Source organism: Streptomyces sp. bgisy130 (assembly GCF_057708345.1).
In genome coordinates this window covers 24936-47286 of the sequence record NZ_JBYISA010000001.1, presented here as the reverse complement: position 1 = coordinate 47286, position 22351 = coordinate 24936, and the positions used below count along the sequence as shown (strand labels likewise).

Genomic DNA, 22351 nt, shown 5'->3' with positions numbered 1-22351 from the left:
GGTATTTGGCTGGTTCCCGACTCGAACCCCGGACTGATGGGTGAGTCGTGGCGGACACCCCCGAGCGAGCTCATCCGCCGCGGCGTCCCTCAACCGGCACTTCGCCGCCCACCGCCCCAACCAGCTCCGGGTCGCCGACCTCACCTACATCCGCACCTGGTCGGGCTGGGTCTACGTCGCCTTCGTCCTGGACGTGTACTCACGAATGATCGTCGGATGGCAGCTTGCCACCCATATGCGCACCGATCTTCCACTGGACGCGCTGGAGATGGGCCTGTGGCGGCGCGGGAGCAAGTAGGGCTCGGGTCTCATTCATCACAGCGACCGCGGTTCGCAATACGTGTCCATCCGCTACGGCGAACGGCTCATCGAGGCCGGCGCAACCGCGTCCGTCGGCTCCGTCGCCGACAGCTATGACAGCGCCATGGCCGAGGCCCTCAACGGCACGTTCTCGTTCTCGTGCACATCGACTCCGGCCCCGGGCGAGCGCCTCCCGAACCGGTGCACGTCTACTGTCGCTACACCTGCTCAAAGCCAAGTCGGAGTGTTCAGAGTCCGTCGGGAATTCGCACGATGTCCCAGGAAACCGTTGGCGGCGACGCCCCGTACGTATCTGCCGTATGGCGGAATACACCGGGCGCCGCCTCAAGCGCACGGCCCCGGGCCAGCCGGTCGTGACAATCGCGGTCATGGCATCGATGGCGGAGACCTTTCACCAGGCCCTGCAGAATGCGCTGGCCAGCCGGGACACAGTCAGCATCCGCAGCACCCTGATCGAGATGTGGGAACGAGATCCCTCCAAGGCGGAGGTCTCGGCAGCCCACAAGGCGGCCCGAAGGATCGCCGATGACGGGGACGCGGTCCTCATCTCCCTGCTTCCGGCTTACCCAGCAGAAGATCGAAAGCGACCCGATGCTGTCGGCGCTCCTGCCCGGCTGAGCCCTCCCGCCGGCCTGGCTGGCCGAACTGGAGGGCCACCTCACGATCCTGGAACTGGCGGACGCCTTCACGACGGAGATGACCCAGGGGCTGCGCTGCCCGGCCCCTCAGGCGCTTCACCGGGGTGGCTGGCGAGGTACCCGAGGTAGTCGTCCGGGTGCCGGGTGGCCGGTCATTGCTCTGCGTCGCGGACCAGGAGTGCGATCTGCACCCGGTTTTCGACCGCCAGCTTGGCGAACAGGTTGCCTGTGTGCGCCTTGACGGTCGCGATGCTGATGTGCAGCCGCTCGGCGATCGCCGGGTTGCCCAGCCCGTCCGCGATGGCCCGGGCGGTGTCGAGTTCCCGTTCGCTGAGCGCGGACAGCTGTTTCCGCGCGGCTTCGCGGGACGAGCGGCGAGCCTCGGAGGACTGTGGCCCGGTGGCTGCGGCGATCACTCGTGCCGTGGCCGCCGGGGACAGCACGGGGTTCCCGTCCGCGACTGTCCGCACCGCGTCGAGAATCCGCGCCGGCGGGGTGTCCTTCAGCACGAACCCGAGGGCTCCGGCGCGCAGCGCGCCGAGCACCAGATCGTCGGAGTCGAATGTGGTCAGCATGAGCACCCGGGGCGGCGCCGGCCGGGTGAGGAGTTCCCGGGTCGTGCTGAGACCGTCACGGCCGGGCATCCGGATGTCCATCAGCACGACGTCCGGCCGCTGCTCGTCCACCACGGTGATCGCGGCGTCCCCGTCGGCCGCCTCCGCGACGACGGTCAGGTCCGGTTCGCCGTCGATGACGAGTCGTAGCGCCAGCCGCACCAGTTGTTCGTCGTCGACGATGACGACACGCACCGGCTCCCGCTCGCTGTCCACTCAGCTTCTCTTTTCGTGGTCGTGGTTCGGCCAGGGTAGTTGCGCGGTGAGGACGTATCCGCCGTCGGGTGTCGGGTGGTTTCTGAGTTCTCCGCCGGCGAGGGTGATGCGTTCGGCGAGGCCGAGCAGGCCGAATCCTGATGCCGGCGGCCCGGTGGTCGTCGTGGTGGCCGGGGAGTTGTGGACGCTTACGTGCAGTTCGTCGCCGGCTGTTCCTTCGACGGTGATGTGTATGGGGGCGCCAGGGGCGTGTTTGGCGGCGTTGGTCAGTCCTTCCTGGATGACCCGGTAGCAGGTCCGTCCCACGACGTCGGACGGATTTCCCGTCACCGTGGTGGTGAGTGTGACGTCCAGTCCAGAAGTGCGGGCGTCAGCCACCAGCTCCGGGATCCGGTCGAGGGAGGGCTGTGGCGGTTCCGGGCTGCCCGGGTCGGCGCGGAGCACACCGAGGACGTCTCGTAGTTCTTCCAGCGCTTGGTGGGAGCCGTCGGCGATGCCACGGATCAGCGTGCGGTTCTCCTCGGTGGTGAGGTTGCCGCGGTGGTCCAGCACTCCGGCCTGCATGGCGACCAGGGAGATCCGGTGCGCGAGCACGTCGTGCATCTCCCGGGCGATCCGGTTCCGTTCCAGGGCCCGTGCCTGCGCCGCCCGTGCGGTCTGTTCCCGTTCCGCGCTCTCTGCCCGCTCTCGCAAGGACCGCACCTCGACGCGCCGTGCGCCGATGGCCACGCCTATGGCCACCGCGATGCCCGCGCTCAGTGCCGGGAGTGCGAGTTGGAGCCATATCGAGCCGGGCGGACTCTTGATCGGGTAGAGCACGAGGGTGAATTGCGACGCGGCCACGTAGACGAGCGCGACGACTCCGATCTCCACCGGACGGCGACGAGTGGAGATCGAGCACAGAGCCAGAAGCGCGGCACCGATGGCGAGTGTCGACGCGCCCGAGGCGATGGCGACCGCCATGGCGACGGCGAGCGGGAACCGTCGCCGCCACAGGAGCGCCGTCAGGCAGCCGAGAGCCACCAGCGGATCACCGGTGACCAACCAGGAACAGGTGTCGGCCGCGCACCCCCGCGGCAGCGCCGCACCGGTAGAGATCCAGAAAGGAATGCCCAGGGCAGCCGCCGCCACCAGCCGCCATGTCTGCTGCCACCCCCCGAGCCGTGGCGTGACGTCCGTGTTCATCCGGTCATTGTCGCGAACCCGTGCGGCCGCTGCACCAGACCCAGGGACACTCCCCCCTCTCCCAGAGTCGGATCACCACTTCGACTTTGGTCGAAGGTGACTCGAGCCGCCGGGCCGATGTGCCGGTGACGCCGGGTGAACAGACTCGTATCCGTCACCCGACCGCTTCGGCGCGCGACCTCGTGCGCCCCCCAGGAGGACACCTGATGCGTAAAACCCTGTCCCTCGCCCTCGTCGCCACCGCGGTCGCGGCCGCCGCGATTTCGGGAGCGTCGGCGATGGCGACTCCGGACACGGTGACGGCCACGCCGGACTCCCTGCGGTGGGGCCCGTGTCCGCAGAAGACCGAATCGCAGAACGCCGACGCGCCCCGTCTTGAATGCGCGACGCTCGACGTCCCGCTGGACTACCGCGATCCCGACGGCCGGCAGATCGAGATCGCCGTCTCCCGCCTGGCGAGCAAGAACCCTTCCAAGCGCCGCGGTGTGCTGCTGACCAACCCGGGCGGCCCCGGTGGCTCCGGGGTGGACTACCCGGCCCAGCTCGCCGGCGCTGGGCTGCCGAAGGACGTCCTCGACTCCTACGACGTGATCGGCTTCGACCCGCGTGGCGTCGGCCGCAGCACGCCGGTCACCTGCGACCTGACCCCGCAGCAGCAGGCACGCGGCAACTTCCCGCCGTACGCGCACACCGCGGCCGACGTCGCCAAAGAGGCACCGTACGCGCGGACCATAGCCGAACAGTGCGCCACGTCGCGGACGGCGTGGATGCTGCCGTACACCACCACCGCGAACACCGCACGCGACATGGACCGGATCCGGGCGGCGCTGGGCGAGCCGAAGGCGTCCTTCCTCGGTGCCTCCTACGGCAGCTACCTCGGCGCGGTCTATACGACGCTGTTCCCCGAGCGCAGCGACCGGATCGTGCTCGACAGCAACATGGGCCCCGGCGGCTACGACCTGGAGAACTTCCGCTTGCTCGGCCGCGGAATGGAGGACCGGTTCCCGGACTTCGCGGCGTACGCCGCCGCGCACCCCGAGTACGGTCTGGGCACCACGCCGAAGCAGGTGACCGCCAAGTTCTTCGAACTCGTGAAGCGGCTGGACGCCGAACCGGTCGGTGACACCGACGGGACGCAGTTCCGCGGGGTGACGTTCGAGCACCTCTACGTCGAGGGCCTCATGCCCCAACTGGCCAAGGGATGGCAGGCGCTGGACCAGGGCAAACCGCTGCCGATTGCGCCGCCGAAGATCTCGGAGAACTTCCTGGCCAGCCACTTCTACGTGACGTGCGGTGACTCGCGTTGGCCCGGCAAGGTCCGGGACTACCAGCGCAATGCCGCGATCGACCGGCTGAAGTACCCGATGCTGGGCGGGACCACCGGAAACATCAAGCCCTGCGCGTACTGGCCGGACAGCCGGGTCGAGCCGCCGGTGCAGATCGGTGACCGCGGCCCGTCGAACGTACTGATGGTGCAGAACGAACGCGACCCGGGGACACCGCTGGTCGGCGCCATGAAGCTGCGGCGGGCATTCGGCGACCGGGCCACGATGGTGACCGCCGACCAGGGCGGGCACGGTGTCTACCCGTTCGGCCGCAACACGTGTGCGAACAACACGGTGACAGCGTTCCTGACCAACGGACAGCGCCCGGCCGAGGACCTCGCCTGCGCGGCGGGGCCGAACAAGCAGCTCAAGCCGAACAAGTAACGGGAGCGGACGCATGATCAAGGAGTGGCGGCACCGTCGTGCCATACAGCGGGTCATGCCCGGGGACGGGCGAGAGTTGAAGCGTTTCCACTGGTGGCAGTTGCCTTTCCGCGCCCTGTTCCATCTGCGGCTGGCGGGCGAAGACGGCCGCGAGACGGTCTACGCCGTCGACGTCAGGCACTGGCAGAACCAGTCGTCCGGCAACGTCAAGGCCCACCTGTATCTCGACGGCAGGCTGCACGCCGTGTCCAAGCTCCCTGCCGTCTTCCCCGTCCCGGGCGGCACCGTCGAAGTGAAGATGAGCGGATTCGGCCTCAAGCGCTGCCACTACGTCACCGACGAAGGCCACGAGTTCCAGCTGGTCCCGGACCCCGACTCCGCCGAGGGACGCCGGGCGCGCCTCGACCGCGCGCACCCCGCGCTCAGCCGCACCATCGGTCTCCTCTCGCTGTGCGTGCTCGTCACCGCCCTGGCCGTCCTCGTCCCACAACTTGCCGAACAGCTGACCAAGTCCGAGGCCATCGCCCAGCACACCGGGTCCTTCACCTCGCCCATCGACGTGCCGAAGTGGGGCAACATCGCGATCGGCGTCGCCACCTTGGCAGCCAGCACAGAACGGGCACTACTACTGCGCCACAGCCACCTGCTGGACGGCGCAGCGGGCTGATCCGCCCAACCACCCGAGGCGTCGCAGCGGCGCCGGCGGCCCGCGAACTGAATAGCCCTGGGCCTGGACCACTTCGAGGGCCTCTCGTTCGCCGGCTGGCAGGCCCGCCGCGAGTTCGGCCAGCACCTCCGGCAGGGCCGGGTCGTCGATGACCGCGATCGGGACGGGAGGGCGGCCTCGCGCCGCGGCGGGCTGGGCCGGTCGGCGCCGGGGTGCCGGCGCACATCCTTTGCACCAGGAACCGCCGCTGGTCAGCGGAGCGTCCCTTTCCTGGGCATGAAATGCCCGAAGAGCACGGCGAGGCGCTGAAGGAGAGACGCCGATGGGTTTGGTGGTGTTCCTGGTGATCGGTTTGGCCATCATGGGGTACGGCGTCGATGAGGCCGTAACCCACTACCGCTTGCGGCGCCACGGGATCCGTGCCAGGGGCCTGGTGGCCCGATACGAGTCGAGTTCCGGCACAGGAGGAAGTGGCCCCACCCAACACGCGGTGGTCGAATTCGTCGACGACCAGGGCTACATGCGCGAGTTGCGGGACCAGGGAACGGGGCACTCGGGCCTGCGTGTGGGGGGTCCGGCCCTGGTGATCTACCTTCCCAGCGCCCCGGGGACCGCGCGGATCGACATCGCCTGGAGAAGCTTGTGGAGGATCGTGCCGAGCCTCGCGTTCGGCTGTCTGTTCGCGGGCCTCGCGGTCTGGGAGCTCGTCCGCCGGTGAGCCGACACGCAGGAGCAGTCCGCCAGCAAGAAGGTTTCAGCCGAAGACCGCCACCACCTCGCGGCGTTCCCCGAGATCGAGGTGCTGGCCAGCCTGATCCTCAGCCCGCCGACAAGCACCCTCGACCCCAACGAGCTCTATCTGGCCACGACTGCCGAACTGAGCCGACGATTCACCCGGATCTACACCACCCTCGGAATCCAGGGCCCTCTCTACCGGCGGTTCTGCCTCTATCGCTAACGAGACTTCCACGAAAGCCAGGTCGTTTGAGAGCGTCGGCCTCCTGCACTCTCAAACGATCTGGCACTCCAGCAGGCCAGGGGCTCGCTATCTGACAGGCTCGAGGCGACAGGACACCACGTAGCGCCCCGTCGAGAGGGGCGAGCACGAGCAAGTGTGTACGGCCCGGCCCCCGATCCGCACGGACCGGGGGCTGCCTCATGCCCGGTACCGGGGCCGGCGCGGGGCGTCCCGGCAGCACGGGGCGCCCGGTCGGGAACCGTGGCCGGGCCGGGTCGCGTCCCTTTCCGAGACCCTGGAAGGGACGCCCATGAGCATCGACGCACCCCACCCGTCCGGGCGGTCGCCATACGGTGGGCCGCGGCCCACGAGCGACCCGCCGCGGGCGTACACGCCGCTGTGGCGACGGCTGCGTGAGGACGAATGGCCGCCGCTGGGTGAGGTGTTGCGGGGGCGGCGGGAGCAGGTGCGTCCCGGGGTGTTGCTGGTGCTGCTCTTCCCGTGCCTGTGGTGGCTGACGGTGCCGCTGCTGGTCGGCTACCAACTGGCCCGTACGGCCCGCCGTATGGCGCGCCGGGTCTTCCCCGTACGCCCGGAAGGGCACGTCGAGGATCCCGAGGTGCTCCGGGTGCAGCGGGTGCGGGCCTGGGTGGCCCTCGCCATGTCGGGGGTGCTGCTGGCCGTGTTCGGTGGCTGGCAGGACGTGGCGGACGCACAGAGGCAGTTCCTGGACCGGCTGCTGTTCGCGCCCTGGTTGGCGCTGTTGAGTGCGGCGGTGGTGGTGGCGCTGCTCTTCTGGGCGGCAAGGCCCGTCACGCGGCGGGCCATGCGGACGCAGCTGTGGCCGGCCGGCCGGTCGGCCCTGTGGTACTTCGGTGCCTGGACGCTGGTGCCGCTGCTGTTCACGGCGGCGGGCAAGGGGATGGGTCTGCTGCCCAGCAGCTCCAACGGGCTGTTCGGGGTGCTGCTTTGGGTGTCCGTGATGTTCGTGTGCTGGGCGCCGTTCTGGTGGGTGATCTTCTTCCTCTGCTTCGCCTCCGGTCCCGCGCTGCGCCACGCCTTCAACCTGTCCGCCCTGCATGCGGCGCTGCCCGCGCTGGTCACCTCCGTCCTGGTCTGGGTGTTCGCCTTCCTCGGCCTGTCGGCGGGCGGTCTGCCGCCGGGCCCGGTGCCGGTCGCGGTCTGTGCGTTCCTCGGCGGCCCGGTATCGGTGACGGCGGTGGCCTGGTGGGAGGTCCACCGGCTGCGGCGGCGGCACGGGGTGCGGTGGCGGGGTTAGCGCCGCGGACCTGCGCGTTCCGTCCGGCCGGACGCGGCAGAAGGGCCACGCCGGTGCGATCGGGCACAGGCGGCCCGACCGAAGCGCGCGGCCGTCTGGTCCGGTTCGCGCAGCGGGGTGAAGTCGACGTTGAGCTTCGGGTCGGGCCCCATCAGACCGATAGATTTCGTGGCCTGCGTCAGTCGACGGCCCTCAAGTCGCCCAGTGCGTCACCGAGGTCGAGTTCGGTAGGGCCACGGGTCTGCAAGCCCCGCCTGAACAGCTCTGCCGTGCGTTGCTGCGTTGCCTCACCCCGTACGAGCTGCTGGAACAGGGCGGCATCCGCGCGTACATCGGCCGGAGTCGGCAGGCTGATGGCGTTGATGGCTGATTTGGCCGCGACCAGCGCATCGCGGGGGGAAGTCCCCGATGCGCGCGGCAATGCCGGCTACGAACTCGTCCAGATCGGCATCGGGCACCGCGCGATTGATCCATCCGTAGCGTTCGGCGAGTTCGGCATCGAAGTCGGCCGACGTCAGCACGGCTTCGAGCGCCCGGCCCCGGCCCAGCAGACGGGTGAGGTGCTGGATCGCCCCCGCGCCGGGCGGGGTGCCGATGCCGACTTCGGGCTGGCTCAGGACAGCGCTCTCCCGAGAGGCGAAGCGCATGTCGCAGGCGAGGAGGAACTCGCTGCCCGCACCCCGTGCTCGGCCGCGCAGCTTGGCGATGGTGACGGCCGGGATCTCGCTGAGCTTGCGGAACAGCATCCCCAGGGAGGCGTCGCCCGGGCCCCCGGCTTTCGCCGCTTCAGCGGTGTATTCGGGCACTTTGGTCAGGTCGACGTGCGGGAAGAAGAAGTCGGGATCCGCGCTGTCGAAGACCACCACCCGTGCAATCGCCGATTGGGAAAGCTCGTCGAGCAGTCCGACCAGGTCGCGCACGACCTCGGGGCCGATGAGGTTGATCGGCGGGGCGTTGAAGGTGGCAGACAGGACGTGCCCGTCCAGCCTGGTACTGATGCTGATGGTCTCGTACGAGGCGGTCATGTTCTCTCCCTCTCGGCCCTCATCACGGCCCGGCGGCAATCCCGACCGGCGATTCTGAGGTCCGGGCGCCCCGGGGGCATCGGCCGGATCGCGCGGGCTCAGCGGCAACGGACGGAGCGTGCTCGAAGCGGGCTGCGCGGACGAACGCCGCCGCTCGCGATCGCGGCGGCCTCGTTGGCGTCAGGCTCTCCGGCCCCGTCCGCCGCCTCAAGCTCACCGGGATGCGCTGCCGGGCAGCAGGGTGATCGTGGCATGTGCGGCATCCGAGTCGCCGTCGTAGGTGCACGTGAGCAGGCCGGCCTCGCTGAGTTGCGCCAAGGCCGTGGCGAGGCCCTTGGGGGACGTACGCAGGGCGAGTGCGGCGGGGTGCACGGGGAGACTGATGATGTGTGCCGTGGCTCGCCCCAGCGCGGGGCGGCGGTGGCAAGATCCGCCAGCAACGCGGCCAGCGGTCCCCCTTCGAGGGCCGAGTGGGCCTTCGCCACCCACGGAGCCAGCCAGTCGTCGGCCAACGGCGTCACCGGTACCACTTCCTTTCAGCAGGGTTGGGAGCAGCGTGGGCCGGATGCCCGACGCGACGCACCGTGCGGGAGGCCGAATGGGTGACTCGCCTTCGGTCCGCCGAGGGCGGAGCAGCAGGCGATCGCAGGGAAATCCATCCTTTTGCCCATAATTCTCGCCGATTATCGCGGGATGCCGGATCTTCGTATGGATGGGCGAGTGTGCCCTGCGGGCAATTCATGTGGTCCGTGCCTGCCGGGCGGAGGCGCGCGGCACGAGGTGCACGCCACCTGGTCCCCCGCCCCGGCCCTGGGGTGAAAGGGGGGAACGAAGAACGAGGAACGCATGGTTGAGCTGATATCAGGGCGCATGGTCCGGGAGCAGAACCCCGTCGGTGAGCGCGCCGACGGCCCTCCCGCCGTGTTCGGCGGACGCACGGCTCCCGCCGCGCGGACACTCCTGGACGTCCTGGACGTCACCGTCCTGATCCATCCGCATGAGCCGGCCCTGGACGACGGTCGGACCTCGCTGAGCTACCAGGAGCTCGCCGGTGAGGTCGAGGAACTACGGCGTCGGCTGGCGTCGGCCGGGATCGGCGTGGGCGACCGCGTCGGGGTGCGGCTGCCGTCCGGCACCAATGACCTCTACCTCTGCATTCTGGCGGTGCTCGCCACGGGCGCGGCGTATGTACCGGTGGACGCCGAGGACCCGGACGAGCGGGCGGACCTGGTGTTCGGTGAGGCGGCGGTGAGCGCCGTCCTGGAAGCCGGACGGCGTCTCACCATGACGAGCAGCCGCGCCACCGGCTCTCAGCGCCGCCCGAGTCCCGCGGATGACGCCTGGATCATCTTCACTTCCGGTTCCACCGGCAGGCCCAAAGGCGTCGCCGTCACCCACCGCAACGCGGCGGCCCTTGTCGACGCCGAGGCTGCGCTCTTCCTCAAGGAGGAGCCGATCGGCCCGGGTGACCGGGTGATGGCGGGTCTCTCGGTCGCCTTCGACGCCTCCTGCGAGGAGATGTGGCTCGCCTGGCGGCACGGCGCCTGTCTGGTACCCGCGACGCGTTCCCAGGTGCGTGACGGAGCCGGTCTCGGCCCGTGGCTCGCCGAGCAGGACATCACGGTCGTGTCCACGGTCCCCACTCTCGCCGCCTTGTGGCCGACCGAGGCCCTCAACGACGTACGGCTGCTGGTCTTCGGTGGCGAGCCGTGTCCGCCCGAACTGGTGGAGCGGCTGGTCACAGAGGGGCGGGAGGTCTGGAACACCTACGGTCCGACCGAGGCGACCGTGGTCACCTGTGCCTCGCTGCTGACCGGCGAAGGACCCGTCAGGATCGGCCTGCCGCTGGACGGCTGGGACCTGGCCGTGGTGGACCGGGCCGGTGAACCGGTCGCCATGGGCAGCACCGGCCAACTCGTCATCGGCGGGGCCGGACTGGCGCGTTACCTGGACCGCGACAAGGACGCCGAGAAATACGGCCCACTGGCGTCACTCGACTGGCCCCGGGCCTACCGCACCGGTGACCTCGTACGAGCCGAGCCCGACGGACTCATCTTCCTGGGACGCGACGACGAACAGATCAAACTCGGCGGCAGGCGGATCGAGCTCGGCGAGGTGGACGCGGCCCTCCAGGCTCTGCCGGGCGTGAACGGTGCCGCAGCCGCCCTCCGGACCGCGCGCGGCGGCAACCCCCTGCTGGTCGGCTATGTGGTGATCCAGGACGGCTGGGACCGGACGCAGGCCGTCGAGCGGCTGCGCGCCCAGCTGCCCGCCGCCCTGGTGCCGCTGCTCGCCCCCGTCGACGCCTTGCCCACCCGCACCTCCGGCAAGGTGGACCGGGCCGCACTGCCCTGGCCGCTGCCACGCACGGCAGGGCTCGATACCGGCCTCCCGGACTCGGCCGGGCAGCTCACCGGTACCGAAGCCTGGCTGGCCGAGCAGTGGCGCGAGATCCTCGGCGTGCCGGTGACCGACGCCCGGGACGACTTCTTCGCGATCGGCGGCGGCAGCCTCGCCGCCGCCCAGCTCGCCACGCTGATCCGCGACCGCTACCCAGGCACGGCTGTCCGCGACGTCTACCGGCAGCCCACCCTGCGCAAGCTGGCCCGGCTGCTGGAGCGTTCCGCGCCGGACGAGCGCGACGACACGCGCCGGGTGACACCCGTCCCGGCCCGGGCCGGCCTCGTGCAACTGCTCCTGCTCCTGCCACTCTTCACCCTGGCCGGGCTGCGCTGGATGCTCGGGCTGCTGGCCCTGGGCAACGTCCTGGCGTGGTGGGGCAGCTATCCGTGGGCGCCGACGGCCTCGTGGTGGTGGGTGGCGGCCGGCGGTCTGCTGTTCTTCAGCCCGCCGGGAAGGCTGGCGATGGCGGCCGGTGGGGCACGGCTGCTGCTGCGGGGGCTGCGGCCGGGCAGCTACCCCCGCGGCGGCAACGTCCATCTGCGCCTGTGGACCGCGGAGCGGCTCGCGGAGCTGAGCGGGGCCGGCTGCCTGACCGGGGCGTGGCTGGTGCGTTACGGCCGTGCGCTGGGCGCCCGTATCGGCCCGGAGGTCGATCTGCACTCGCTGCCGCCGGTCACCGGGATGCTCAAGCTGGGCCGGGGGTGTGCCGTCGAACCGGAGGTGGATCTGTCCGGCTACTGGCTGGACGGGGACCGGCTAAAGGTTGGTCCGGTGAAGGTCGGCTCGGGCGCGGTGGTCGGTGTCCGCAGCACGCTCTTCCCCGGCGCCCGGGTGGGCAAGCGGGCCCAGGTCGCTCCCGGTTCCGTCGTCACCGGCCGGGTGCCGACCGGCCAGAGCTGGGGCGGTGCGCCCGCCGTCAAACTGGGCAAGGCCGAACGGCGGTGGCCCAAGCGGCGTCCCCCGCGCCGGGTCGGGTGGGCGGCGCTCTACGGGCTGAGCGGCCCAGGGCTCGGGCTGCTGTGGCTGCCGGCCGCGGTCCCGGCACTGGCGGTGGCGGGCTGCTTCGTCCACACCGGGGAGGGCCTCGGCGACGCCGTACGCGGGGCGCTGATCACACTCGTGCCCGCCACCCTGGCCTTCGGGCTGGCGTACGCCGCCCTGCTGATCGTCGCCGTCCGGCTGCTGAGCCGTGGTCTGCGCCCCGGCTGGCATCCGCTGCACGGCCGGACCGGCTGGCAGGTCTGGACCGTCAGCCAGCTCATGGACCGGGCCCGTAACATGCTCTTTCCGCTCTACGCTGGCCTCATTACTCCGGTCTGGCTGCGCGCCCTGGGAATGACGGTCGGCAGGCGCGTCGAGGTCTCCACCGTACTGGCGCTGCCGGGCCTCACCACGGTGCGCGACGGAGCCTTCCTGGCCGATGACACCCTGGTCGCCCCGTACGAACTCGGGGGCGGGTGGCTGCGGATCGGCGCGGCCGAGATCGGCGAACGGGCCTTTCTCGGCAACTCCGGCATGACCGCACCGGGCCGTGCCGTCCCGGAGCGAGCTCTGGTCGGGGTACTGTCCGCTGCTCCGGAGAAGGCGAAGAAGGGCAGCTCGTACCTGGGTATGCCGCCCATGCGTCTGCCGCGCTCGGCCGACACCGGAGACCGCCGTCTGACCTACGATCCGCCGGCCCGGCTGTACTGGGCCCGAGGACTGGTCGAAGGGTGCCGGCTGCTGCCGGTGCTGGTCTCCGCCGCCCTCGGCCTGCTGGCGGTCGCCGCGCTGGCCCACCTGACCGCACACCGCTCGCCGGCGGTCGCCGCGCTGCTGTCCGGCCTGATGCTGCTGGCCGCGGGGATCGTCGCCTGTGGGGTGTCGATCGCCGCCAAGTGGCTGCTGGTGGGCCGGTTCCGCCCGACGGAACACCCGCTCTGGAGTGGCTTCGTCTGGCGTACGGAGCTTGCCGACACCTTCGTCGAGGTGCTGGCCGTGCCATGGCTGATCGGCACGGTGCCGGGCACCCCGCTGATGAACCTCTGGCTGCGGGCTCTGGGAGCCACCGTCGGCCGGGGTGTGTGGTGCGAAACCTACTGGCTGCCGGAAGCCGACCTGGTCACCCTCGAAGACGGGGTGAGCGTCAACCGGGGATGTGTGGTGCAGACCCATCTCTTCCACGACCGCGTGATGCGGATGAATACCGTGATGCTCCGCGAGGGCGCCACCCTCGGCCCCGGCGGCATCGTGCTGCCCGGCAGCACCATCGGGGCGCGCAGCACGCTCGGCCCGGCGTCGTTGGCCATGGGCGCGGAAACCGTCCCGGCCGACACCCGGTGGCTGGGCAACCCGATCGCGGCCTGGCGAGAATGAAGCACAGTGCGACGATGCGCCGTCAGCCCACTGGTGCCAGGAGGGAGTGAGACCGTTGAATCCCCAGCAGGCTTCCGCTCCCGGTACAGACCCGTACTTCGCAGATCACGGGGATGCCCGCTATCGGGTCCACCGCTACGAGCTCGACCTGGACTACCGGCCCGTGTCCAATCGGCTCAGCGGCTCGGCCCGGCTCAGCGCGCAGGCAGGCCCCGCGCCACTGGAGGAGATCCCACTCGACCTGGCCGCATTCAGGATTCAGCGGGTGCTGCTGGACAGCCGGACCGTGCGCTACACCCACCGGGCGGGCAAGCTGCGGATCCGCCCGGCGAAGGCGCTCGCCCCGGGCACCGCCTTCACCGTCGAGGTGCGCTACACCGGCAACCCCAAGCCGGTGCCGAGCCCGTGGGGCGGACTGGGCTGGGAGGAGCTGACCGACGGTGCGCTGGTGGCCAGTCAGCCGGTCGGTGCCCCGTCCTGGTATCCCTGCAATGACCGGCCGGCCGACAAGGCGTCCTACCGGGTAGCGATCACCACACCGTCCCCGTACACCGCGGTTGCCGGCGGCCGGCTGCTCACCCGCACCACCCGGGCCAGCAGCACCACCTGGGTATACGAGCAACCGGCCCCCACCTCCACCTACCTGGTGACCGTCTCCCTCGGCAACTACACGGCCGTCCCGCTCACCGACCCGGACCCGGCGGACGGACGGCGCCCGCCGGTACCACAGACTGCCTACTTGCCCGCACGGCTACTGCCTGAGTTCACCCAGGACTTCGCCGGCCAGACCCGCATGATGCAGTTCTTCGAGGAGACCTTCGGGCCGTATCCCTTCGGGGAGTACACGGTCGTGATCGCCGACGAGGATCTGGACGTCCCGGTGGAGGCCCAGGGCATGGCCACCTTCGGTGCCAACCACCTCGACGGCGCCCGCACTTCGGAACGCCTGATCGCCCACGAACTGGCCCACCAGTGGTTCGGCAACAGCGTCTCGGTCGCCGACTGGCAGCACATCTGGCTCAACGAGGGCTTCGCCAAGTACGCGGAGTGGCTGTGGTCGGAGCACACGGGAGGCCGAACGGCGGCCGCCCACGCCTCCGCCGCGCACCAGCTGCTGGCCGGTCTCCCACAGGACCTGCTACTGGGCGACCCGGGCCGGCAGCTGATGTTCGACGACCGGCTCTACGAGCGGGGCGGGCTGACGGTCCATGCGCTGCGCTGCGCCCTCGGCGATGACGCCTTCTTCCGCATGCTCAAGGACTGGGCCACGAAGCACCGCCACGGCGCCGTGAGCACCGCCGACTTCACCGAGCACGCCCAGCAGTACGCGTCCGCACCCCTCGAAGAACTCTTCGACACCTGGCTGCACGAGCCCTCCCTGCCCCCACTGCCGCAGCCCACGGGCCCACACCATCCTGCAGACCTACAGGCCAACCCAGTGCCGCAAGACTGACTGCCATGCCGCATGGCGAGCGCAACGGCGTTGATGAGTTCCTGCGCGTCGATGCTAAACAGGGGGGCGCCGAGCATGTTCTCGGTGTCGGCATCGAGGACGAATTCAGCCGATCTGGGCGCCGTCGGGGAAGTCGGCGGAACGGGAGAGCGCTTCCCAGGCGCGAATGTCCTCGTCGACCGCTGCCCGGCCGGAGGCGAATTGCCCGACAACTGACCGCACACGCCACCGGCGCCGTGGTCGGCTCAGGCGAGCGTGAGGGGCGGGCCCGCGCCCGACCTGGCGTACCTGCGGCCGGACCGCCGCACCGCAATCACCACCAACTCGCAGAACAAGCGGACGCTGACCAACAGTGAGACTCGTGAGTTTGCATGTTCAGGTGTCGCCGCCCGTCGTCCGCGTGAGCAGCTTCGGGCCAACTGGCCATCTGCGCCGACAGATTCGTGGCCTCTCCCCCGGTCGGCTTCCCGCCCCAACGGCTTCCCGCCCGGGCTGATCAGTCGAGGATCGCGGTGGCCTCGATCTCGACCAGATGCTCGGGGACGTCCAGTGCCGCTACGCCGATCATCGTGGCCGGCGCCGCCGGAGTGACCCCAAGCTTCGCCGCCGCCCGGGAGATCCCGTCCAGGAGCAGGGGCATCTTCTCGGGCGTCCAGTCGACGACGTAGACGGTCAGTTTCGCCACGTCGTCGAAGGACCCGCCGGCCGCGGCCAGGGCGGTGCCGACGTTGAGGTAGCACTGCTCGACCTGCGCGGCGAGATCGCCCTCGCCGACCGTGACTCCGCCGGTGTCCCAGGCGACCTGCCCGGCAACGAAGACCATCTTCGAACCGGATGCGACCGCCACCTGCCGGTAGACGTCGATCTTGGGCAGTCCGTCGGGGTTAGCCAGGGTGATAGCCATGCTGCATGCCCCCTCGTGCTCTCTTGTGGTTACTCGGAAACCGTAAGGGAGTGGCCGCTGACGTGGAAGAACGCACTTTTCGGTGACTGGGGAACCTCATGGTGACCAAGCAGCTCAAAGGCTCGGCCAAGGACGAGGCGGATGTGACTCTGGCGGACTCCTTGGCGCGGGAGATCTTCCCGGACATCGCCAACAAGTGGGCGCTGCTGATCGTCGAAGCGGGGGGGGCGATAGCACGCTGCGCTTCACCGAACTGCGCAACGAGATCGAGGGCATCAGCCACAAGATGCTCACCCAGAACCTGCGTCTGCTGGAGCGCAACGGCCTGGTCGAACGGACCGTCCACCCGACCGTGCCGCCATGTGTCGAGTACGCCCTCACGGAACCGGGCCGGGCCTTGCGCGCGACAGTCGACGGCATGTGCGACTTGCCCCACCGCTACCTCGGCGCCATCGAGACGGCCCGCGAACGCTTCGACTCCGCGTGACGGCGGCGTGCCCGGTGGGGTTCGTCCCCCGCAACCGTTCGCCGGACCTGACGTTCTCCCCATGCGTATCCGGGTTCCCCCCACCGATCCACCGCGGTCTTCGCAGCATCGGCCATCGCCACCGCCCGTCTCGAGAGGGAGTGAGATGTCGACCTGCTGCCCCGAAACACGTCGGGCACCGCGAAGGAACGCCCACGCTGTGCGCTGGCCACACCATCGGCCGCTTGAGCGCATTCGACGGAAGCGGAGTGCCCTGCCGCCCCGCGCTCAAGCGGTCAGGGCTTTCGCTGTCCCATCTCGCTGTTCATCCTGGCGCGGCTCGTCGCGATGAGCTCCTGGGTCTGCCGCTCGATCTCTTCGGGGTCCAGGCCCAAGGCGCGCCCCAAGTTCGTCGACCAGACCTCCGAACGCACGCTGGCTTCGAAGTTGAGATCGGCGCGAATCGTGTCGCGCGCTGCCTGCCGGTTCTGGCTGACCATGACGAACGTCGACAGGAAGATCGCCTCAAGGCTGACGATCATGGTGAGCAGCCCGAAGGGAAAGGGGTCGAAGACCGCGGCCTGACCGAAGAGCCCTTCGTTGATCACGATCCAGCCGGCGAACCACACCATGTGCACATACACAAAGACCATCGACCCCGCGAAAGCGGTGATCGCGTCCGCGAGGTGGTCCTGCACACCGCGCCCACGAGCGAAGAGCTCCTGCTCATGTGGAAGGCGGATGACGGGACGAGGCCAAGGACCGCCCGCCGGGCTGCCGCGATGGGGCGTCATGCCAATATCCTGCACGCGCCACGGGCGGCAGCGAGGAAGGGCGGCCCCTCGGCGCGTTGACACCGGGCGCGGGAATCGAGGCCCCGGACCACGTGATGCCGTGGCCGCGCCGCCACTACGTTCACGTACTTCGACCACACCCTGCCGAACTGCGCAGCTGCCCGGCATCGGCTCCTTCTCCGCCGAACTCATCCTCATCCGGGGAGCACGACACCCCGACGTCTTTCCCCGCCACGAACCACGCGTCCACAAGGCCGTCGCCACCTGGCCAGAGTGCGCGGGCCACTGGATCGCCGCAATCTGGACGCATGACCTATCGATGCACGACGTGAGGTGACCCATGAAGTTCGCAGTCATCGGCGGTACCGGTCTGATCGGGTCGAAGGTCGTGAAGAAGCTGAACGCCGCTGGGCACGAAGCCGTGCCGCACTCGCCGTCCACAGGTGTCGACGTGATCACCGGCCAGGGCGTGGAGGAGGCAGTATCCGGAGCCGACGGCGTCGTCAATCTGACGAATTCCCCGACCTTCGACGACGCCTCTCCTGCCTTCTTCCGGACCTCGATGGACAACCTCCTGGCCGCCGGCCACAAGGGCGGGGTGGGACACTTCGTCATCCTCTCGATCGTCGGCGCGGACCAGGTGCCCGACCTCGCCTACTACCGCGCCAAGGTCTTGCAGGAGGACATCCTCAAGGCCGGGCCGATCCCGTATTCGATCGTCCGCGCCACCCAGTTCATGGAGTTCATCGACGCCTTCATGTCCTGGTCCACCGAGGGCGACACCGTCCGTCTGCCCACCACCCCACTCCAGCCGATCGCCGCCCAGGACGTCTCCGACACCGTCGCCGAAGTCGCCGCCGGTACCCCTCTGAACGGAACCCTCAACGTCGGTGGGCCCGACGTCCATCCCCTCGACGAACTCGGGCGGATCACCCTGAACGCCCGACCCGACGGCCGCACGGTCGTCACCGATGACACCGCCGGCATGTTCGCCGCCGTCGACGGCGATGTGCTCACCACCAAGGGCGACGCACGCATCGCCCCCACCCACTACACCGACTGGCTCACCTGACCCGACCGGCCCACCACTGGAGACCTCGCCATGTCGAACAGCGAACAGGCGGCAGGCGGCGCCGGGAGCCAGCCGCGCTCGGAAGCATGGAAGACGGCGCTCACCGTGCTTCAGTCGGCGAAACCGCCGTTCGTTCCGGAGGGGGCGGAAGCGATGACGGTTCTGATCGAGTTCCCTCCCGGCGATCCCGGCACCCCTCCCCACCGGCACTCGGGACCTGCATTCGGCTACATGCTGGAGGGGGAGATGCTCTTCGAGCTGGAAGGTGAGCCGGAGCGGGTGATCAAGGCCGGGGAAACGTTCTGGGAACCGGGCGGCGATGTCATCCACTACCAGGACGGAAACAACCGGACGGACTCCCGCAGCCGCTTCCTCGTCACCATGATGTGCGCCCCCGGCCAGCCCATGCTCACTCTCGTCGACGACGAAGAACTGGCCCGACGCCGGCACCTACGAGCTGCCCGGCCAGGCACGTGACCCGCCACTCAGCCTCCGGTCTCCCCGGCTTGGGCCCGCGAGTGAGTTCCTCATCCGTGGGTGAGTTGAAGGCACGTGCCGATATGACGGCCCATCAAGGAGAGGCAAGGAGAGGCGGCAATCGGTGCCAGGGGCAGCAGGCGCGCCCAGGCCGAGCGGGTAGACCTTTGGACCGGCACTGACAGGGCCGGCGCCACGGACAGCGATGCTCCCCCAAGTGGGCGTCCACGGCGTTCCACATGGCAAGGCTGACGCGGATGAAGCTGGACCCGGCGCCCGCCCGAGGCAGATCCCGACGCCGGGGCAGCGCACGAGGTCGTAAACAGCGGCCTTCAGGTCGTCGAGATCCCCCCCGGCACCCGGGCAGCAGTTTCGCCAGCCAGTCGCGTGCCGTGTGCACGATCTCGGGCCGCTCTCCAGGCCCGGCCACACGCCCATGGGCCGGTCCGCGCCGGACAACGAACCAGCGAGCCACCGCTGTCGGCGCAGGTCGTCCACGTCGATGAAGTCCCCGCGGGTGAGCGGGTGCGCCGCGGGCACGGCCGAGCAGAGGGCGCGCTCCGTGAGCGTCTGAAGCGCCGGCGGGGGCGACTCGGTATCCGGTGCGCGAAACGGCGGCGCGGATGACAGCGGGGCGATCGCCCGGGCGCTGGCCAGCCGGGCCTGCGGCGAAGTGGTGCTGCCGCCCGGATCACGGCCAGTGAAGCCTCGGCCGCCTCCTTCTGTGGCTCGCGCGCCGCGGCCACGATCCAGGGCCGAGGCGTGTGCGGAAACGCTTGTCGCATCCGAAGGCATCCGGCATCGAGCCACACCAGCGCATCGCTGCTCGGAGCGCCTGGAGCCCTACGGGTGTAAGCAGGAGATATGCGCGTCCGGCATGCCCCTCCCGGCTCCAGGAGATCCTGGCAGCCGAGCACCGGGTTGATCGCCATCCCGCTCGCGATCATCGCGGCGGTCACGGTGATCGACATCAACATTCCGGAGGCCGTCCACCTGGGCCCGTTCCTGGTGGCCGCGCCCGCGCTCACCGCTTCCTTCGCCGGCCCCGGCGTCACCGCCTCCATCGGCGCCCTCGCGGTAGCGGCGCAAGTACTCATCGGGCACCTGCACGGCGGCCTGCTCACCGCGAACCACCTGGCTCAGATCGCCGCCCTGTTCCTGATCTCAGCACTGGTGACGATCTTCTGCTACGTACGCGACCGGCGTGAGCGGACGCTCGAAGAGGTACGGGCCGTGGCGACCATGGCACAGCGGGTACTGGTGCGGCCGCTGCCCCGCAAGATCGGAGGGCTGCGGATCGCTTCCGTATACATCGCGGCCGAGTCCGAGGCCCTGATCGGCGGTGATCTGTACGCGGCGGTGCCCTCCCCTGGTGCCACCCGCCTGGTCGTCGGCGACGTCCGCGGCAGAGGCTTGCCCGCCGTGGACGAGGCCGCGTCGATCCTCGGGGCCTTCCGGGGCTCCGCCTACCGCGAGCTTTCACTGCCCGAGATCGTGGCGCACCTGGGAAACGCCGCGTACTGGAACACGAGCCACCGCGTCGACGGAGGTCCCGACGCCGAAGAGTCGTTCACGACCGCGCTGGTACTGGACATCCACGATGACGGCCCCTTCATCGAGCTCGTGAACTGCGGTCACCCCCCGCCACTGCTGCTACGTGACGGCAAGGTCCGGTCTCTGGAAGCCGACGAGCCCGCCCTCCCCCTCGGCCTCACCGCCCCCTCGGCGAGCGACTACAAGGTGGAAACCTTCTCGTTCGAGCCCGGCGACCTGCTGTTGCTGTACACCGACGGGGTCATCGAAGCCCGGGACCGGAGCGGCGCCTTCTACCCTCTGGCCGATCGGGTCGCCTCCTGCCACGCGACCGCCCCCGACGCCCTCGTACGCCACCTCCACGACGACCTGCTCCGTCATGCGGGCGGAAACCTCGGCGACGACGCAGTCATCATCGCGATCGCCAAGAGCTCCTGAACGCGGGAAACCACCGGCAGGACGTAACTGCGAAGCCGGCCCATGGTCGCCCCGCACGGAAGCGAGTAGGGAACTCGCAGCGCTGGAGCCGTCTTTGTGTGCAGGGCGGGACACCCGCACCGTGGACGGCGCCGTCCGCCGTTCACGCGGAGCCTGGCCCCGCCGATCGGTTCCTGGAGGAACCTGCTGAACCACTGACCGCCATCCACCCCCACTTCGGCCGTCTCGCCGGCACCCGACAACACCGCAGCTGGACCGAGTACCTCCACGACCGCCTACACGCGTATGCCGCAGCCGCCCCGCCCCTGACCGCTATGGCCTCGACTCCTCCACCAAGAAGTCGAGGCCAGCGAAAACGCCATCCAGCAAGTGCATCTCTTGGCAGCCATGCCGTCCATGCTGGCAGCTGCGTCTGACAGGCGCGCCGACCAGCGTGAAACCGTGAGCCCGAGCGGGGCGCGATCATCATGTGGATCACGATCATCGATCCCGACGCCGACGCGCCGTAGGCGAGCCACAGGCCCGGTGAGGCCGGGTGTAAGGGCCTACCCGGGGGCCATGGCCCAGCACTCCCCGGGTAGGCATACTGGCGGCCGTACCACCCTGTTTGGAGCCAGCGTGTCGATGATCCATGACCTTCGTAGAGCAGTCCGCATCCCGAGTGTGCGCCCGCACGCCGTGGACCTCAGCCACCCGGCACGGTCACCGCTCGGCAACTCCGTCGTGAACTGCGTGGTCTACGTGGACGGTGTACGCCAGGTCAGCGACTGCCCGGCGCAGGAGGCAATTGAGCAGGTCCGCACGACCGGCAACGGCTTCGTGTGGATCGGACTGCACGAACCAACGGAGGAGGAGTTTTCCGACATAGGGGAACTTTTCGGTCTGCACCCCCTGGCGGTGGAAGATGCCGTGGACGCCCATCAGCGGCCGAAGCTGGAGCGGTACAACGACACGCTCTTCACCGTCCTCAAGACGGTCACCTACGTCGAGCACGACCAGCTCACGGCCACCAGTGAGGTGGTGGACACCGGGGAGATCATGGTCTTCACCGGACCCGACTTCGTGATCACCGTCCGGCACGGCGGTCACGGCTCGCTGGGGCCGCTGCGGGAAAGCCTCGAGTCGATGCCTGGGCATCTGGCCAAGGGCCCCTCCGCCGTTCTGCACGCGATAGCCGACCATGTCGTCGATGACTATCTGGCGGTCACGGCTGCCGTGCAGAGTGACATCGACGCGGTGGAGAGCGAGGTCTTCTCGGACCACCGCGGTGGCGCAGACGCCGGCCGGATCTACCAGCTCAAGCGGGAACTGCTCCAGCTCAAGCACGCCGTGGTGCCGCTGAACCGGCCCCTGCAACTGCTCGCCGAGCAGCCAACGCAGCTGGTCGACGCTGACATCCAGAAGTACTTCCGCGACGTCGCCGACCACCTGGCCCGGGCCAACGAACACATCACCGCCTGCGACGAGCTGCTCAACTCGATTCTTCAGGCCAACATTGCCCAGGTGACCGTGTCCCAGAACGAGGACATGCGCAAGATCAGCGCCTGGGTCGCCATCATCGCCGTACCCACCATGGTCTGCGGCGTGTACGGAATGAATTTCGACCACATGCCCGAGCTGCGCTGGACCTACGGCTATCCCCTCGTCCTCGCCGTCATGGCCACCGCCTGCTTCCTCATGCACCGCGGGTTCCGCCGCAACGGCTGGCTCTGAGTGCGCCCGTTCGGCCAGACGTGCGACGCCCGGCCGTCTGTGCAACTGACGCGGGCGCTCAAGCCGATCGGTGCATCGCGAGCATCCATCCACGATTTCGTGAATTCACGATTGCGTGTACTTTTATTGGC

General features: G+C 69.5%; 16 protein-coding genes and 3 pseudogenes. 13 read left to right on the top strand and 6 right to left on the bottom strand.

Translation table 11 applies throughout. The features are described from left to right. Nucleotides 1-88: 88 nt before the first annotated feature. Nucleotides 89-451 (top strand): annotated as a pseudogene (locus AC3EUV_RS00205) (DDE-type integrase/transposase/recombinase); the annotation flags it as partial. 488 nt (nt 452-939) lie between these two features. Continuing rightward, nucleotides 940-1088: pseudogene (locus AC3EUV_RS00200) on the top strand (ADP-ribosylglycohydrolase family protein); the annotation flags it as partial. 23 nt (nt 1089-1111) lie between these two features. Here AC3EUV_RS00200 and AC3EUV_RS00195 read toward each other — a convergent pair. Beyond that, entirely contained in the window at nt 1112-1789 is a 678-nt protein-coding gene (locus tag AC3EUV_RS00195) for a response regulator (protein WP_432140994.1), read from the bottom strand. Further along, a complete protein-coding gene (locus AC3EUV_RS00190) occupies nt 1790-2974 on the bottom strand; it encodes a sensor histidine kinase (protein ID WP_432140993.1) in 1185 nt (394 codons plus the stop codon). It abuts the gene before it with no gap. A 206-nt stretch (nt 2975-3180) separates the two neighbouring features. Between AC3EUV_RS00190 and AC3EUV_RS00185 the strand changes: the two genes are divergently transcribed. The 4 genes from AC3EUV_RS00185 to AC3EUV_RS00170 all read left to right on the top strand — a co-directional run bounded on the left by AC3EUV_RS00185 (nt 3181) and on the right by AC3EUV_RS00170 (nt 7587). Continuing rightward, nucleotides 3181-4683, top strand: a complete 1503-nt coding sequence (locus tag AC3EUV_RS00185) for an alpha/beta hydrolase (RefSeq protein WP_432140992.1) — start codon at nt 3181-3183, stop codon at nt 4681-4683. 13 nt (nt 4684-4696) lie between these two features. Continuing rightward, complete coding sequence (locus AC3EUV_RS00180) at nt 4697-5350, top strand: hypothetical protein (RefSeq protein ID WP_432140991.1); 654 nt, start codon at nt 4697-4699, stop codon at nt 5348-5350. A 322-nt stretch (nt 5351-5672) separates the two neighbouring features. Beyond that, nucleotides 5673-6068, top strand: a complete 396-nt coding sequence (locus AC3EUV_RS00175) for a DUF3592 domain-containing protein (RefSeq protein ID WP_432140990.1) — start codon at nt 5673-5675, stop codon at nt 6066-6068. A gap of 550 nt (nt 6069-6618) precedes the next feature. After that, entirely contained in the window at nt 6619-7587 is a 969-nt protein-coding gene (locus tag AC3EUV_RS00170; protein WP_432140989.1) for a hypothetical protein, read from the top strand. Nucleotides 7588-7874: 287 nt separating this feature from the next. Here AC3EUV_RS00170 and AC3EUV_RS00165 read toward each other — a convergent pair whose 3' ends face one another. Together AC3EUV_RS00165 and AC3EUV_RS00160 are read right to left on the bottom strand one after the other, a co-directional pair. Continuing rightward, nucleotides 7875-8612, bottom strand: a complete 738-nt coding sequence (locus tag AC3EUV_RS00165; protein WP_432140988.1) for an enoyl-CoA hydratase/isomerase family protein — start codon at nt 8610-8612, stop codon at nt 7875-7877. Nucleotides 8613-8825: 213 nt separating this feature from the next. Continuing rightward, nucleotides 8826-8984 carry a hypothetical protein gene (locus tag AC3EUV_RS00160; RefSeq protein ID WP_432140987.1) on the bottom strand — a complete coding sequence of 53 codons (159 nt, stop codon included), beginning with the start codon at nt 8982-8984 and terminating at the stop codon, nt 8826-8828. A gap of 474 nt (nt 8985-9458) precedes the next feature. Here AC3EUV_RS00160 and AC3EUV_RS00155 point away from each other — a divergent pair, with 474 nt between their 5' ends. Continuing rightward, the gene (locus AC3EUV_RS00155) at nt 9459-13370 is read left to right on the top strand and encodes a Pls/PosA family non-ribosomal peptide synthetase (RefSeq protein ID WP_435601878.1); all 3912 of its coding nucleotides are present in this window, start codon (nt 9459-9461) and stop codon (nt 13368-13370) included. Nucleotides 13371-13425: 55 nt separating this feature from the next. Beyond that, entirely contained in the window at nt 13426-14823 is a 1398-nt protein-coding gene (locus AC3EUV_RS00150) for a M1 family metallopeptidase (RefSeq protein ID WP_435601877.1), read from the top strand. Nucleotides 14824-15319: 496 nt separating this feature from the next. Here the strand turns inward: AC3EUV_RS00150 and AC3EUV_RS00145 are convergent, their stop codons facing one another. Beyond that, entirely contained in the window at nt 15320-15727 is a 408-nt protein-coding gene (locus AC3EUV_RS00145) for a RidA family protein (RefSeq protein WP_432140984.1), read from the bottom strand. 98 nt (nt 15728-15825) lie between these two features. Here AC3EUV_RS00145 and AC3EUV_RS00140 point away from each other — a divergent pair. Continuing rightward, a pseudogene (locus AC3EUV_RS00140) lies at nt 15826-16214 on the top strand (winged helix-turn-helix transcriptional regulator). 275 nt (nt 16215-16489) lie between these two features. Here the strand turns inward: AC3EUV_RS00140 and AC3EUV_RS00135 are convergent. After that, a complete protein-coding gene (locus tag AC3EUV_RS00135; RefSeq protein WP_432140983.1) occupies nt 16490-16987 on the bottom strand; it encodes a DUF1003 domain-containing protein in 498 nt (165 codons plus the stop codon). A 340-nt stretch (nt 16988-17327) separates the two neighbouring features. Here AC3EUV_RS00135 and AC3EUV_RS00130 point away from each other — a divergent pair, with 340 nt between their 5' ends. From AC3EUV_RS00130 to corA, 4 genes are all read left to right on the top strand, one after another. After that, on the top strand, nt 17328-18059 hold the full coding sequence (locus tag AC3EUV_RS00130) for an SDR family oxidoreductase (protein WP_432140982.1): 732 nt from the start codon (nt 17328-17330) through the stop codon (nt 18057-18059). A 30-nt stretch (nt 18060-18089) separates the two neighbouring features. Further along, a complete protein-coding gene (locus AC3EUV_RS00125; RefSeq protein ID WP_432140981.1) occupies nt 18090-18536 on the top strand; it encodes a cupin domain-containing protein in 447 nt (148 codons plus the stop codon). Between the two features lie 864 nt (nt 18537-19400). Further along, on the top strand, nt 19401-20507 hold the full coding sequence (locus tag AC3EUV_RS00120) for a PP2C family protein-serine/threonine phosphatase (protein WP_432140980.1): 1107 nt from the start codon (nt 19401-19403) through the stop codon (nt 20505-20507). Between the two features lie 624 nt (nt 20508-21131). Next, nucleotides 21132-22220: a magnesium/cobalt transporter CorA gene (gene corA, locus AC3EUV_RS00115; RefSeq protein WP_432141194.1), complete on the top strand. Its 1089-nt coding sequence runs from the start codon at nt 21132-21134 to the stop codon at nt 22218-22220. The last annotated feature ends 131 nt before the right edge of the window (nt 22221-22351 follow it).